General features: G+C 65.0%; 12 protein-coding genes and 1 pseudogene. 9 read left to right on the forward strand and 4 right to left on the reverse strand.

Annotated features, from left to right (window positions below; genetic code table 11):
* Both ACVIJ6_RS26020 and ACVIJ6_RS26025 read right to left on the reverse strand, forming a co-directional pair.
* Positions 1–1,005: an alpha/beta fold hydrolase gene (locus ACVIJ6_RS26020; RefSeq protein ID WP_456775031.1), complete on the reverse strand. Its 1,005-nt coding sequence runs from the start codon at positions 1,003–1,005 to the stop codon at positions 1–3.
* A 109-nt stretch (positions 1,006–1,114) separates the two neighbouring features.
* Complete coding sequence (locus tag ACVIJ6_RS26025) at positions 1,115–1,813, reverse strand: ArsR/SmtB family transcription factor (RefSeq protein ID WP_456775032.1); 699 nt, start codon at positions 1,811–1,813, stop codon at positions 1,115–1,117.
* A 75-nt stretch (positions 1,814–1,888) separates the two neighbouring features.
* On the opposite strand from ACVIJ6_RS26025, the gene ACVIJ6_RS26030 reads away from it, so the two are divergent.
* Together ACVIJ6_RS26030 and ACVIJ6_RS26035 are read left to right on the forward strand one after the other, a co-directional pair.
* Positions 1,889–2,203: an NIPSNAP family protein gene (locus ACVIJ6_RS26030; RefSeq protein ID WP_012045004.1), complete on the forward strand. Its 315-nt coding sequence runs from the start codon at positions 1,889–1,891 to the stop codon at positions 2,201–2,203.
* Positions 2,204–2,246: 43 nt separating this feature from the next.
* On the forward strand, positions 2,247–3,062 hold the full coding sequence (locus ACVIJ6_RS26035; protein ID WP_456775033.1) for an isocitrate lyase/PEP mutase family protein: 816 nt from the start codon (positions 2,247–2,249) through the stop codon (positions 3,060–3,062).
* Between the two features lie 64 nt (positions 3,063–3,126).
* Here the strand turns inward: ACVIJ6_RS26035 and ACVIJ6_RS26040 are convergent, their stop codons facing one another.
* Both ACVIJ6_RS26040 and ACVIJ6_RS26045 read right to left on the reverse strand, forming a co-directional pair.
* Positions 3,127–3,396 carry a hypothetical protein gene (locus ACVIJ6_RS26040; RefSeq protein ID WP_456775034.1) on the reverse strand — a complete coding sequence of 90 codons (270 nt, stop codon included), beginning with the start codon at positions 3,394–3,396 and terminating at the stop codon, positions 3,127–3,129.
* 248 nt (positions 3,397–3,644) lie between these two features.
* Positions 3,645–4,085, reverse strand: a complete 441-nt coding sequence (locus ACVIJ6_RS26045) for a hypothetical protein (protein WP_456775035.1) — start codon at positions 4,083–4,085, stop codon at positions 3,645–3,647.
* A 153-nt stretch (positions 4,086–4,238) separates the two neighbouring features.
* Here ACVIJ6_RS26045 and ACVIJ6_RS26050 point away from each other — a divergent pair, with 153 nt between their 5' ends.
* From ACVIJ6_RS26050 to ACVIJ6_RS26080, 7 genes and pseudogenes are all read left to right on the forward strand, one after another.
* The gene (locus ACVIJ6_RS26050; protein WP_456775036.1) at positions 4,239–4,883 is read left to right on the forward strand and encodes a trimeric intracellular cation channel family protein; all 645 of its coding nucleotides are present in this window, start codon (positions 4,239–4,241) and stop codon (positions 4,881–4,883) included.
* A 308-nt stretch (positions 4,884–5,191) separates the two neighbouring features.
* Positions 5,192–8,683, forward strand: coding sequence for an indolepyruvate ferredoxin oxidoreductase family protein (locus ACVIJ6_RS26055; RefSeq protein WP_456775037.1), 3,492 nt, complete (start codon positions 5,192–5,194; stop codon positions 8,681–8,683).
* A 100-nt stretch (positions 8,684–8,783) separates the two neighbouring features.
* Entirely contained in the window at positions 8,784–9,284 is a 501-nt protein-coding gene (locus ACVIJ6_RS26060) for a DUF4262 domain-containing protein (protein ID WP_456775038.1), read from the forward strand.
* Positions 9,285–10,102: 818 nt separating this feature from the next.
* Entirely contained in the window at positions 10,103–11,251 is a 1,149-nt protein-coding gene (locus ACVIJ6_RS26065) for a thiolase domain-containing protein (RefSeq protein ID WP_456775039.1), read from the forward strand.
* Positions 11,251–11,640, forward strand: coding sequence for a Zn-ribbon domain-containing OB-fold protein (locus ACVIJ6_RS26070; protein WP_012044992.1), 390 nt, complete (start codon positions 11,251–11,253; stop codon positions 11,638–11,640). Before ACVIJ6_RS26065 ends, ACVIJ6_RS26070 begins: the two co-directional genes overlap by 1 nt.
* Before the next feature lie 344 nt (positions 11,641–11,984).
* A pseudogene (locus ACVIJ6_RS26075) lies at positions 11,985–12,846 on the forward strand (MaoC/PaaZ C-terminal domain-containing protein).
* A gap of 211 nt (positions 12,847–13,057) precedes the next feature.
* The gene (locus ACVIJ6_RS26080; protein ID WP_456775040.1) at positions 13,058–13,936 is read left to right on the forward strand and encodes an SDR family oxidoreductase; all 879 of its coding nucleotides are present in this window, start codon (positions 13,058–13,060) and stop codon (positions 13,934–13,936) included.
* Positions 13,937–13,952: the final 16 nt, after the last annotated feature.

Below are 13,952 nucleotides of genomic sequence, written 5' to 3' on the forward strand. Positions count from 1 at the left end.
CTATCGGCTCAGGAAGTCCTTGAGCAGCGCATCGTATTTGTCCGGCGTGTCCAGAAAGACGAGATGGCCTGCATTGGCGATCACCTCGGCGCGCGCGTCGCGCATCCGGCCCGCCAGGCTCTTCGCCAATTCGGCGTTCTGGCCCATCTGGGCGCGCAGATTTTCCGGCGCGTTCGGCCGACCCGGCGCGTTGTGATCGTCGGCGCCCATGATGAAAAGAGTCGGCTGTCCGATCAGCGGAATCTCGTGCACGACGGGCTCGCGGTAGATCATCTGATAGGAGCTGACGAAGCTCTTCAGCCAGCGCGGATAGTCGGCGCTGCCCTTGAGGTTGAAGCGGGCGTCGATGAAGGGCGTGACCTGCTCGGGCGAAAGCTTCAGCGCATAGTTGGTCTCCAACTGCTTGCGATAGCCTTCGGCGGTGAGGCGGTCCTCAGTCTCCATGATCTTCTCTGACGCGATCGGCGGCACGTAGAGGCGGTAGTCTTCAAGCCCGATCGGCGCCGTGAGCACCAGATGCGCGACCCGGTCGGGAAAGGCGCGTGCGATGCGCACCGCCAGCATCCCGCCCATCGAATGCGCCACGATATCCACCTTGGCGATGCCGAGATGATCGAGCAGGGCCGCCGTGTTGCGCGCCAGCGTGTCGAAATGCAGCTCGCCGGATGGCTTGGTTGATTTCCCGAACCCGATCTGGTCGGGCACGACGACCCGGAAGCCTTGCTCGGCCAGCGTCTTGATCACCGGGGCCCAATAGCTCGACGGAAAATTGCGACCGTGCAGCAGCAGCGCGGTGCGCCCGTTCGGCTGCGCGGAGGCGACATCCATATAGGCCATGCGCAGTTGCTCACCGTCATTGACCAGCGGCAGCAGGTTGACGGGGTAGGGATAGGGGACCCCTTCGAGATTGATGCCATAGGGCTCGCGCGGGCCTTCCGCAGCCGGGGCGATGGCAGGCAAGGAGGCGAGCAGGGCAGCGCAGAGCGCGACGACGAAACGGGACATGGGGACTCCAGGACGGATGGCGACGGCATGGTCAGCCGCCCCGCGGTGGCCTGCGTTCGCGTGAGGCGCAAGTCGTCGCTGGCCGCTGGCGATAAACAGGGCGTGATCGTCAGTCGTTGGCCGGCCCGAACAGCGTCGCGAAATGCTTTTCTCCGGCGCGGCTGAAATTCACCACCCGGCTGCCCGGCGTCGGATCGCGTGCCGCCCATTTCAACTCGGTGAAGCGCTTCATCAGCGCCGCGCCGAGCGTTCCGGCCAGATGATGCCGCCTAGCGCTCCAGTCGAGGCAGGCCTTGCAGACCGGCCGGCGCGGGTGGGCCAGCATCTCCGGGGAGATCCGCAAATGGCGCGCCAGGAATTGCTCTCCGTCCTCGGTCAGCACGATCTCCTGCTTGCGCCGTCGCACCAGCTTCTGGCTGACCATGCTGTCGAGCATCTGCACACCGAGGTCGCCCGCGAGATGGTCGTAGCAGATGCGGGCGCGGCGCAGCTCCGGCTCCTTCGGCCCGGTGCGCACCCGCATGTGGCCGGCGCGCGCGGCAAGTCCGGCCAGCTTCTCCAGCACGTCGGCGACATCAGGGTCGGCAAGCCGGTAATAGCGGTGGCGCCCCTGCTTCTCGGGCTCGATCAGGCCGCCGCTCTCGAGCTTGGCGAGGTGCGAGCTCGCGGTCTGCGGCGTGACGCCGGCCTCCTGCGCGAGCTCGGTCGCGGTCAGGGCGCGACCCGACAGCAGGGCGGTCAGCATGTTGGCGCGGGCGGGATCGCCGACCAGCGCAGCCACCATCGCGATGTCAGGTCCTGATTTCATAGTTCGATGCTAACCGAAGCATCATCGTCGGGCAAGCAGATAGTGTCGATGGCGCAGAACACACTCGAGGTTGTCATGTCCATCACCGTCTTCATCCGCTATCGCATCGACCCGTTCAAGCGCGATGTCTTCGAAATCTACGCAAAGCAGTGGCTGTCGATCATCCCGCGCTGCGGCGGCGATCTGATCGGCTATTTCATGCCGCATGAAGGCACCAACAACATCGCCTACGGGCTGATTTCCTTCGACAGTCTCGCAGCTTACGAGCGCTATCGGACAGCGCTTCGCGGCGATGCCGAGGGTCGGGCGAATTTCGCGCTGGCCGAGGAGCACAAGCTCATTCTGGGCGAAGAGCGAACATTCCTGCGCAATGTCGTGGCGGTGCCATGAGTGCGGTATTATCCTGGTGCAACGAAGACGCAGGGAGGACGACATGGCGGTGAGCACGGCAGACAAGCGCGCGGCGTTTCGCAGACTGCATCAGGCGGGATGCTTCATGCTGCCGAACCCGTTCGACATCGGGACGGCGAAGATGCTGCAGCAGCTCGGTTTCAAGGCGATCGCCTCGACGAGCGCTGGCTTCGCATGGTCGATCGGCAAGCCGGATACGGGCGTCGAGCTGGAGGAGATGCTCGCGCATCTCACCTCGCTCAGCGCCGCCGTCGACATTCCTGTGAACGCCGATTTCGAAGGCGGTTTCGCCGACGCGCCGGACGGCGTTGCGGCGAATGTGACGCGTGCGGTCGCGACCGGGATTGCGGGATTGTCCATCGAGGATTCGACGGGCGATACGTCGCAGCCGCTGTATGAGCGCGCGCTTGCGGTGGAGCGAATCCGTGCGGCGCGGCAGGCCATCGATGCGACCGGCGCTGACGTGCTGCTGACCGGGCGCTGCGAGGCCTATCTGTGGGGACGCAAGGATCTGGCGCTGGTGATTGATCGTCTCCGCGCTTATGCGGAGGCCGGCGCCGATTGCCTCTATGCGCCCGGCATCACCGCGCCTGAGGACGTTGCTGCGATCGTGAAGGCGGTGGGCCCGAAGCCGGTCAATCTGTTGAACGGTGGAGGCGCACTCAGCCTGCAGCAGGCCGAGGCGCTCGGTGTTCGCCGCATCAGCATCGGCGGCGCTCTCGCGCGGATGGCCTGGGCGGGCGTGATGCGCGCCGCGAAGGACATGGCGGAGCAGGGCAGCTTCGCTGCGCTCGCCGACCGCTACACGGGTGATCTCGACGCGATGTTCAAGTCGTGACCGAAACGACGACGGCGGACGAAGCATCGCCCGCTGTCTGCCGTTCGTCGCCTATTGCGTTGTGCTAATAGCGGTCCGTTCCGATACCGACGCTCACGCCGGGGGCGCGAATGCCGATGCCGCCGCGGTCCTCATAGCTGCGCCGCTCAATATAGCGTTCGCGCGGCGCATAGGCGTAGGAATCGCGGTCCTCGTCCTGAATGATGACGCGGCGTTCGCGGCGCTCGCGCCAGCAATGGCCGTCCTCATTGCAGACCATCCGGACGTTGTGGATCTCCCGCTGCGGGAGCATCGATACGTCGGGAGCTATGGGAGCAGCGGACGCGGCGGTCATCACGAGCGTACCTGCTGCGGCGGGCGAGAGCGAGAGCCTTCATCACATGCCTCCTCGGTTCAAATCCAGTCAAGTGACGCAGAGCCAATCGGTGTGGCGGCCGATCGTTCCACCTCGTCCTTGCTAGCTGTTCTTTTAGTTGGTTCGGATCGGAAGCAACGTGCCGAACGGGTGACATGGAAAAGAGGGCGGCGGGTGGCTTGACACCCGTCGCCCAGTTGGCTGGCGGCTGAGGGCCGCCCGCGAGATTACTTGCCGCTGTTGTTCTGTCCGGCCGGCGCCGGCGGCGGGGTCGTCCGGTCACCCGCCGCGCCGGTCGTGACGCCCGGCGAGCTGTTCGAGGCACCGCCATTGCTGGTCGAGGCCGATTGCGATGCCGGCGTGGTGCTCGCCTGGTCGTTATGCACCGACATGTTGTTCAGGCCATAGAACACCGCGCCCAGCAGGATGGCGATGCCCAGGGCATAGGCCGTGATGCGGCCGGTCGAGGACCGGCCTTCGGTCAGTTCAGGATCCGGCTGAAGCCGGCTGTCCAGGCGCGCTGCACGCTCATACTCCGAGCCCGCCATGCCGGCGCCGGTGATATCGGCTCCAATCATATCCGCTCCGGACATGGCGGGCCGGCCCGCCATGTCCGGGCGATTCATGCCATCAGGATAACGCTCATTCGGAAGCCGCTCATTGGCCATGTGATCCTCCTCTTGATGTCCGTCGACAACCACCGGCTCCCCGGGTCCGTTCCGCGAAACCTTGCGAAAACCCCTGCTGGCCTCCCGCATGCCGCGCGTTAAGGTTCCTCGCGCGTGCGTTGCGATTCTTTGAGCTTGTGTTGGAGCTTGTCGATGTGGAACCTGCCGCCGGCTGATAGCTTGCTGCATCTGTTGTCCTGGCTGGCGCTGGCGGCGCAGGCGATGACGGCGGCGCTGGCGGCTGGTCGGCGCAGCATGGACTGGATGGGCGTCTGTCTGCTCGGCGCGATCACCGCGCTCGGCGGCGGTACTCTGCGCGACGTGTTGCTGGGACATTATCCGCTCGCCTGGGTCGAGCGGCCGTCGTTGCTGCTGCTGACCTTGCTGGCCCCCTTCGTCACTATCGCCATGGCGCGTCTGGTGCATCGGCTGACGATGGCCTTCCTTGTCCTCGACGCCATCGGCCTGGTCGTCTTCACCATTGCCGGCTGCGACATCGCCTGGCAGATGAACGTGCCGATCGGCATCGTCATCGTCGCTGGCATGATCACGGGCTGCGCGGGCGGGGTGCTGCGCGACATCCTGTGCAACGACGTGCCGCTGCTGTTTCGCGCGGAGCTCTATGCCAGCGTGTCGCTGCTGACGGGACTGCTTTACGCGGGCGGGCTGTCACTTGGACTCGCCGGCGGCATCCTGACGGCGCTGAGCTTTGCGTTCGGGCTGGCGTTCCGGCTGCTCGCGATCCGCTACAAATGGAACATGCCGCGCTTCGTCTTTTCCGGCGAGGAGCCGCGCTGAGGCTCGGCAGCCACTATCCCGCGTTGCACAACGGGTGCGGCGCAGGAATCACCATGGTGCAACGGTTCGGTAACCGTCCGGGAAGCGATGGCGCGCATCATCCCATTTCGTCCGGGCCGGGGTTTTCGACAGAAAACGCAAAAGCCGCGGCACCGCCCGCCACGAAATTGCGATTTCGGTTGGCTGCCCTGCGTCCGCGAGATTTGTAATGCGCATTCTGCAAAAGCCGACATAAATGATTGGCAGAACGCGCGCTTCCGCCGGCGGCGGCATCCGCGCACCCCGATAAAGCACGGCAAGAGGGCGGAATGGGCATCAACGAGAGCGAGATCAATCTCGACCAGAAATACACGGCAAGCTCCGGCCATATCTTCCTGACCGGCATCCAGGCCCTGGTGCGGCTGCCGATGGCCCAGATCCGGCGCGACCGCGCCGCCGGGCTCAACACCGCGGGCTTCATCTCCGGTTATCGCGGCTCGCCGCTCGGCGGCTACGATCAGCAGCTGTTCTCAGCACGCAAGCATCTCGAGCAGTACAACATCAAGTTCCAGCCCGGCGTGAACGAGGACCTCGCGGCCACCGCGATCTGGGGCTCGCAGCAATTGCATCTGTCGCCCGGCGGCAAATATGACGGCGTGGTCGGCATCTGGTACGGCAAGGGCCCCGGCGTCGACCGCTGCGGCGACGTGTTCCGCCATGGCAACGCCGCCGGCTCCGCCAAGAATGGTGGCGTGCTGTGCCTCGCCGGCGACGACCACGGCGCCAAATCCTCGACTGTGCCGCATCAGTCCGATCATGCCTTCATGTCGGCCTTGATGCCCTATCTCTACCCGTCGTCGATCCATGAGATGATCGAGATGGGCCTGCTCGGCATTGCGATGTCGCGCTATTCGGGCTGTTGGGTCGGCATGAAGGTGATCACCGAGACGGTCGAGACCACCGCCGAGATCAACCTCAACGACGAGATGACGCCCTTCGTCATCCCCACGGATTTCGAGATGCCGCCGGGTGGCCTTAATCTGCGCTGGCCCGACGACCGCTTCGACCAGGACCGCCGGCTGCAGGACTACAAGGGCTTTGCCGCGATCGCCTTTGCCCGCGCCAACAGGGTCAACCGCGTCACGCTGGATAGCCCGAACGCCCGTTACGGCATCATGGCGTCCGGCAAGAGCTATGAGGATATCCGCCAAGCGCTGCGCGAGCTCGGCATCACCGAGGAGGTCGCCGCCAAGATCGGGCTGAGGCTCTACAAGATCGGCATGCCTTGGCCGCTGGAGCCGGAGGGTGTGCGACAGTTCGCGGTCGGCCTCGAGGAGATCTTCATCGTCGAGGAGCGGCGCGAGATCGTCGAGAACCAGGTCAAGCAGGAGCTGTTCAACTGGCGCGACGACGTCCGTCCGCGCATCGTCGGCAAGATGGACGAGCACGACAAGCGCTTCCTGCCGTTCGCCACCGAGCTGTCCGTCGCCTCGCTCGCGACGTCGCTGACTGAGCGTCTGCTCCGCCTCGACCTCAATCCCGAGATCAAGGCCATGCTGCGCGCCAAGGCCGACTGGTTCAACGGTCGCGACGCGTCGCAGATGCAGCTGGTGTCGCCGGTCGCGCGCACGCCGTATTTCTGTTCCGGCTGTCCGCACAACACCTCGACCAAGGTGCCCGAGGGCAGCCGCGCGCTGGCCGGCATCGGCTGTCACTTCATGTCGTTGTGGATGAACCGCAACACCGAGACCTTTACCCATATGGGCGGCGAGGGCGTGCCGTGGGTCGGCATCGCGCCGTTCACGAACGAGAACCACATCTTCGCCAATCTCGGCGACGGCACCTATTTCCATTCCGGCAGCCTCGCGATCCGCCAGGCGATCGCCTCCAAGGCCAACATCACCTACAAGATCCTCTACAACGACGCGGTCGCGATGACCGGCGGCCAGCGCCATGACGGCGACCTGTCGCCGCAGCAGATTACGTTCCAGCTGCATGCCGAGGGCATTCGCGAGATCTACCTGGTCTCGGAAAATCCCGACGCCTATCCGGCCGACAGCATCGCGCCGGGCGTGAAGACCGCGCATCGTGACGAACTCGACAACGTCATGAAGACCCTGCGCCAGACCAAGGGCGCCTCGGCAATCGTGTTCGTGCAGACCTGCGCGGCCGAGAAGCGCCGCCGCCGCAAGCGCGGCACGATGGAGGATCCGCAGCGCCGCGTCTTCATCAACCCAGCCGTCTGCGAAGGCTGCGGCGACTGCTCGGTACAGTCGAACTGCATCTCGGTCGAGCCGCTGGAGACCGAGCTCGGCCGCAAGCGCGTCATCAATCAGTCGTCTTGCAACAAGGACTATTCCTGCGTGAAGGGCTTCTGCCCGTCCTTCGTCACCATCGACGGCGGCAAGCCGCGCTCGCGCGCGCCGGCGGAGCTCGGCGACATTGGCGAGATGCCTGAGCCGCTGACCAAGCCGTCGCTGGACCGGCCCTACAATGTCGCGGTCGGCGGCGTCGGCGGCACCGGCGTGCTGACCATCGGCGCGCTGCTCGGCATGGCTGCTCATATCGAGGGCAAGGCCTCGATGATCCTCGACATGTCGGGCCTGGCGCAGAAGGGCGGCGCGGTGCTCAGCCACGTCCGTCTGTCGCAGAACACCGCCGACGTGACCTGCTCGCGCATCGTCACCGGCACCGCCGATCTCGTCATCGCCGCCGATGAGGTGGTGGCCGGCGCCAAGGAGACGATTACGCTGTGCGATGCCGAGCGCACCCATGGCGTGATCAACAGCCATCTGATCCCGACCGCCGACTTTGTGCTCAACCGCGACTTCAACTTCCAGAACCGCAAGGTGACGAGCCTGCTGGAGACCGCGCTTCGCAAGGACTCCACTTTCTTCGACTTCACCAAGCCGGCCGAGGCGCTGCTCGGCGATTCCATCGCCACCAACATGATGATGATGGGCTACGCCTATCAGAAGGGCCTGCTGCCGCTCTCGGCCGAGGCGATCGAGAAGGCCATCGCGATCAACGGTGTCGCGGTCAAGATGAACACCGAGGCGTTCCGGCTCGGTCGCCTCGTGGTCGTCAATCCCGAGCGCGTCGCCACGATGATGAGCGGCCAGGACGAGACGGTGCCGCCGAAATCGCTGGATGCGATGACGCTGGACGAGATCATCGCCCATCGCATGGCCTATCTCACCGCCTACCAGAACGGCCGGCTCGCCAAGCGCTACCGCAAGCTGGTCGATCAGGTCCGCGACGCCGCCGACAAGGGCGGCTATGGCGAGGCGCTGCCGCGCGCGGTCGCGATCAATTACGCAAAACTGCTCGCCTACAAGGACGAGTACGAGGTGGCCCGGCTGTTTTCGGACGGCACCTTCGAGAAGCAGCTGCACGATGCCTTCGAGGGCGATTACAGGATCTCCTTCAACCTGGCGCCGCCGATCTTCAATTCCGGCCTCGACCCGCAGGGCCGCCCGAAGAAGAAGAGCTACGGCCCGGGCATGATGAAGATGTTCCGGCTGCTGGCGAAGCTGAAGAGCCTGCGCGGCACGCCGCTCGACATTTTCGGCTATTCTGCCGAGCGCAGGATGGAGCGCGACCTGATTGCAGGCTACGAGAAGGACGTCGCGACGGTGCTGAACCTGCTGTCGCCGGCCAACGCCGACATCGCGGCGGAATTCCTGTCGCTGCCCGACAAGATCCGCGGTTACGGCCCGGTCAAGGACAAGGCCGTGCAGGACGCCAAGGCCCGCTACGCGCAACTGGCGGCCGACCTCGCCAACCCACCGCCGGCGCCACGCCAGTTGGCGGCGGAGTAGGGCGTAGTAGGGAGGGCAAAGCGCCGCCAATGGCGGCGCGTGCCCACCGTCCAGCCGACAGTGTCGGAGAGATCTTCAGCAAGATGCCAAGGGGGGAGGCATGCGTACGGCCCTCGACGCTGATCCTGATAGGCTCGATGAACATGAGCGGAAGTTCGTCGCGAAAATCCGCGAGCATGGCTGGTTCGCGATGCATGTCGGTGCAGATGAAAACGGACCGGGCTTCACCTATACGACCGGCTTCTGGTTGAAGTTCGGTCATCCGGAGTTGATCGTGTTCTCGCTGCCACATCAGGTTGCGCACGACACGTTCTGGCATTTGTACCGTGAGCTTGAAGCCGGACGACGTATTCCTGTCGATGTGTCCTCACCCGATATCTTCACGAACGCTCCGGCCATGCTGCTGCCGGTTTCGTCGCGGCACTATGCTGACCATCTGGGATTCAGCCGCTGGTTCTATGGCGGAGACGGTTTCGAATGTCTGCAACTGATCTATCCGGATCGTGCCGGCCACTTTCCATGGTCGTCATCGGCATCGGCGCAGATCAGGACGGCTCAGCCTGACCTGACCGAGCGCGGTTGGTCCGGCATGGCTCATTAGCTGGCGAGCCCGGCAGCTGTCGCAGCTCAGCTCTGCGAAAACTGCCCGCCGGGCAGATTTTTCTTTACGAAAAACAGAAGTCGTGCTCTACTCCCGTCATCCCGCCTCACTCGGAAGGGGCGTAGCGCGCGATCGTCACGACACGCGAGGCGGGGAGGCGATGGCCGCGATGGAGCCGCAGCGTATCCCGACGGATGCGCGGACGAACGGCTCGGCCGCGGACGTGAAGTCGCAGCGTGCTGGCCCCCCGATGCTGGTGCTACGTTCGTGACGGCGCTTGCGCGCCGCGCGGGCAATGGTGGCCAGAAAGCCCGGCGCACCAGGCAGACTGCGTATAAGCGTGAAGACCGTCGCGCAGGGAAGGCCGGGTCTGGGCTGCACCTGTGGTACCTGCCGCCTGCATTTTTTTCGCAGGCGGGCCGCAGGCGTCAGCCGGCGCCTGGCGTTCCCTGCGCCCTCCGACCTTTGCGAGGGTGAGCGAACTGAGCATGACTCGGGCAGAGATGTCGCGGGAAGACGCGCTCACGTGTAGTTCGATTTGTGCACCATCGCGCGGCACCAGCGGTGTCGTCCCCGCGAACGCGGGGACCCACAACCACAGGGAGGCGTGGAAGCGCACATTGGTCGACCAGCGGATTTTACAATTGCAGCCGCGGAGTATGGGTCCCCGCGTCCCCGGGGACGACAGCGGAGTCAAAGGCGCAGGTCATGGGCCATCTCCACCGCGCGGAATATTTTCCGCGCTTGCCAAGCCTCCTGCAACGGTCCAAAAAATCGCCAACCATCTTGGGACGAAACGACGAGAAGCGGAGACGGAATTGACCATCAAGGGCAAGGCCTACATCGCCGGGATCTATGAGCATCCGACCCGGCACGCACCCGACAAATCGACCGCACAGCTGCATGCCGAAGTGGCCAAGGGCGCGCTGGAGGATGCTGGGCTCAGCGCCAAGGATGTCGACGGTTATTTCTGCGCCGGCGATGCGCCGGGCGGCGCCTGGCCGATGGTCGACTATCTCGGGCTCAAGGTGCGGCACATCGATTCCACCGAGACCGGCGGCTGCTCCTATCTGATCCATGTCGGGCATGCCGCCGAGGCGATCGCCGCCGGCAAATGCTCGATCGCGCTGATCACGCTCGCCGGTAAGCCGCGCACCGGGCCGATGCCGCCGCGTGCCGCCGGCGCCGAGGCCGATTTCGAGCTGGCCTATGGCGCCACCACGCATAACGCCTATGGCATGTGCGCCATGCGCCACATGCACGATTACGGCACCACAAGCGAGCAGCTCGCCTGGATCAAGGTCGCCGCCTCGCATCACGCGCAATACAATCCGCATGCCATGCTGAAGGAGGTCGTCACGGTCGAGGACGTCATCAACTCGCCGATGATCTCCGATCCCTTGCATCGCATGGATTGCTGCGTCGTCACCGATGGCGGCGGCGCGCTGATCGTGACTACGCCTGAGATCGCCAAGAGCCTGAAGAAGCCGCTGGTGCGGCTGATCGGCCATGGCGAGGCGATGAAGGGGCCGCGCGGCGGCAAGGATCTCGACCTGACCTATTCGGCCGGCGTCTGGTCCGGCCCGCGCGCCTTCGAGGAAGCGGGCGTCACGCCCAAGGACATCAAATACGCCTCGATCTACGACAGCTTCACCATCACCGTGCTGATGCAGCTCGAGGATCTCGGCTTCTGCAAGAAGGGCGAGGGCGGCAAGTTCGTCGCCGACGGCAACCTCATCTCGGGCGTCGGCAAGCTGCCGTTCAACACCGATGGCGGCGGTCTGTGCAGCAACCATCCGGTCAACCGCGGCGGCATGACCAAGGTGATCGAGGCCGTGCGCCAGTTGCGCGGCGAAGCCCATCCCAAGGTCCAGGTGCCAAACTGCGATCTCGCTGTTGCCCATGGCACCGGTGGACTGCTGGGCGTGCGCCACGCTGCCTCGACCTGCATTCTGGAGCGCGTGTGATGTCTGAAGCGAAGAAACTGCCGGCCCCCATCACCAATCCCGAGACCAAGCCGTTCTGGGATGCCGCCGCCGAGGGCAAGTTCCTGATCAAGCGCTGCACCGCCTGCGGTGAGGCGCACTACTTTCCACGCTCGATCTGCCCGTTCTGCTTCTCCGACCAGACGGTGTGGGAGCAGAGCGCGGGCGAGGGCGAGATCTACACGTTCTCGATCATGCGCAAGTCGCCGACAGGGCCGTATGCGATCGGCTACGTCACCTTGAAGGAAGGGCCGTCGCTGCAGACGAATTTCGTCGATTGCGATCTCGACAGCTTGAAGATCGGCCAGAAGGTGAAGGTGGTGTTCAAGCCGACCGACGGCGCCCCGCTGCCGTTCTTTACGCCGGTGTAGGTGAGGAGAACAGATGCAGCCCCGCGTCATTGCGAGGAGCGAAGCGACGAAGCAATCCAGAGTTCTCGTGCGGCTCTGGATTACTTCGCTTCGCTCGCAATGACGATCGTGGCCGTTGCGACACCAACGGTGCCCCCTCTCCCCTTGTGGGAGAGGGAGCGAGCCTGAGGCTGATAGGTGTGTAGTCCTCTCCCACAAGGGGAGAGGGCGCAGCAATTGGCGCCGGAGAAGGTGCGTAGGGTGGCAAAGGCGCGTAGCGCCGTGCCTGCCGTCCTATGAAGACAAACGCGGTGGGCACGCTTCGCTTTGCCTACCCTACAAACAACGAGATACGGGGAGGCGACATGCCGATCAACTACGATGAGCTGATGGCCATGAAGGCGATCGGGCAGCCATATGCCTACACCGATCGCGAGGTGATGCTGTACGCCTATGGCATCGGCATGGGCGCCGATCCGATGGATGAAAGGGAGCTCGCCTTCGTCAACGAGGCCACTGCCGAGCCGCGGCCGTTGAAGGTGGTGCCGACCTTCGCCTCGGTCGCCGCCTGGGGCGCGGGTCCGGGTGACATGAAGCTCAACCGCGTGCTGGTCGTCGATGGCGAGCGGGACATCACGTTCCATCAGCCGCTCGCCGTGGCGGCGAAGATCACCGCTGATTCCTCGGTGCTGGCGGTGTCCGACAAGGGCAAGGACAAGGGCGCCGTCATCCGCCACCAGACCATCCTGCGCGACGAGAGCGGCGCGCCGCTGGCGACCCTGGTGGCCTCGCGCTTCGCCCCGCGGCGATGGCGGCTTTGGCGGTCCCTCGGGCGGCATCCCGGAGCCGCATCCGGTGCCCTCCCGCGCGCCGGACCGCAGCGTCGAGATTTCGACGCGGCCTGACCAGGCGCTGATCTACCGCCTGTGCGGCGACCGCAATCCGCTGCATTCGGACCCCGAGTTTGCGCGCCGCGCCGGTTTTCCGCGCCCGATCCTGCACGGCATGTGCACCTACGGCCTGACCTGCCGCGCCGTGCTGCAGACCTATGCCGACTATGATGCCTCGGCGTTCAGGCAGCATGCGGCACGGTTCTCCTCGCCGGTGTTCCCTGGCGAGACCGTGACGGTCGATCTGTGGAAGGACGGCAATGTTGTGTCGTTCGAGGCGCGCGTGAAGTCGCGCAACGTCACCGTGATCAAGAACGGCAAGACGGTGCTCGGTTAGTTAGTTGGGCACCGGCCGCGGGCTCCCTCGCCCCGCTTGCGGGGAGAGGGTGGGGTGAGGGGGACTCTCCGCGAAGTCATTGACAGATGAGCGCGCGGAGAGTTCGCCTCACCCGGATTGCATCTTCGATGCAATCCGACCTCTCCCCGCAAGCGGGGAGAGGTGAACAACCGGTACCGTTGCTGCAACAATGATGCGCGAGGAGGCACTCATGGGACTGCTCGACGGCAAGGTGGCGCTGATCACCGGCGCAGGTGGTGGGCTCGGCGAGGCCTATGCAAGGCTGTTCGCGCGCGAGGGCGCGGCGGTGGTGGTCAACGACCGCGGCGGGCCGCGTGACGGGTCCGGCTCGGATCTGTCGATGGCCGAGCAGGTGGTGGCCGCGATCAAGGCCGAGGGCGGCCGCGCGGTCGCCAATGGTGCCGACATCTCGACCATGGCGGGCGGGCAGTCGGTGTTCGACGATGCCATCCGGCATTTCGGCCGCGCCGACATTCTGGTCAACAATGCCGGCATCCTGCGCGATCAGACCTTCGCCAAGTCCAGCGAGGCCGATTGGGACAAGGTGATCCAGGTCCACCTCAAAGGCACCTTCTGCTGCACCTTGCCGGTGTTCCGCTGGATGCGCGACAATGGCGGCGGCGTCATCGTCAATACCTCCTCGACCTCCGGGCTGATCGGCAATTTCGGCCAGTCCAATTACGGCGCGGCGAAGGGCGGTATCTGGGGCCTGTCCAACGTGCTGGCGATCGAGGGCCGCAAGTACAACATCCGGGTGTGGACCCTGGCGCCGGGCGCGCTGACGCGGATGACCGCCGACCTGCCGCGCTACAAGGAGAATCCGGGTGCCGCACTGACGCCCGAAGGTATCGCGCCGGCGGTTCTCTACATGGTCAGCCACCTCTCCGGCGATCAGACCGGCAAGGTGCTCGGCGTCTCCGGCCCGCGTGGCGTGCGCGAGTTGCGTATGATGGAAATGGACGGCTGGAAGCCGCCATCCTCGGCCTGGAGGCCCGAGGACATCGCTGTTCATGCAGAGGAGATATTCTTTTCGGAGGCCGACATTCAAAAGTCCGCCCGGCGGTTTTGATGTATTCAGATGGTCA

This window comes from Bradyrhizobium sp. USDA 4369, from assembly GCF_054056435.1.

Excerpts from the sequence above, each read along its gene's own strand:
- ACVIJ6_RS26060 (WP_456775038.1), top strand. The coding sequence starts at position 8,784 with ATGCGTACGGCCCTCGACGCTGATCCTGATAGGCTCGATGAACATGAG.
- ACVIJ6_RS26020 (WP_456775031.1), bottom strand. The coding sequence starts at position 1,005 with ATGTCCCGTTTCGTCGTCGCGCTCTGCGCTGCCCTGCTCGCCTCCTTG.
- ACVIJ6_RS26055 (WP_456775037.1), top strand. The coding sequence starts at position 5,192 with ATGGGCATCAACGAGAGCGAGATCAATCTCGACCAGAAATACACGGCA.
- ACVIJ6_RS26070 (WP_012044992.1), top strand. The coding sequence starts at position 11,251 with ATGTCTGAAGCGAAGAAACTGCCGGCCCCCATCACCAATCCCGAGACC.
- ACVIJ6_RS26080 (WP_456775040.1), top strand. The coding sequence starts at position 13,058 with ATGGGACTGCTCGACGGCAAGGTGGCGCTGATCACCGGCGCAGGTGGT.
- ACVIJ6_RS26035 (WP_456775033.1), top strand. The coding sequence starts at position 2,247 with ATGGCGGTGAGCACGGCAGACAAGCGCGCGGCGTTTCGCAGACTGCAT.
- ACVIJ6_RS26040 (WP_456775034.1), bottom strand. The coding sequence starts at position 3,396 with ATGACCGCCGCGTCCGCTGCTCCCATAGCTCCCGACGTATCGATGCTC.
- ACVIJ6_RS26030 (WP_012045004.1), top strand. The coding sequence starts at position 1,889 with ATGTCCATCACCGTCTTCATCCGCTATCGCATCGACCCGTTCAAGCGC.
- ACVIJ6_RS26045 (WP_456775035.1), bottom strand. The coding sequence starts at position 4,085 with ATGGCCAATGAGCGGCTTCCGAATGAGCGTTATCCTGATGGCATGAAT.
- ACVIJ6_RS26050 (WP_456775036.1), top strand. The coding sequence starts at position 4,239 with ATGTGGAACCTGCCGCCGGCTGATAGCTTGCTGCATCTGTTGTCCTGG.
- ACVIJ6_RS26025 (WP_456775032.1), bottom strand. The coding sequence starts at position 1,813 with ATGAAATCAGGACCTGACATCGCGATGGTGGCTGCGCTGGTCGGCGAT.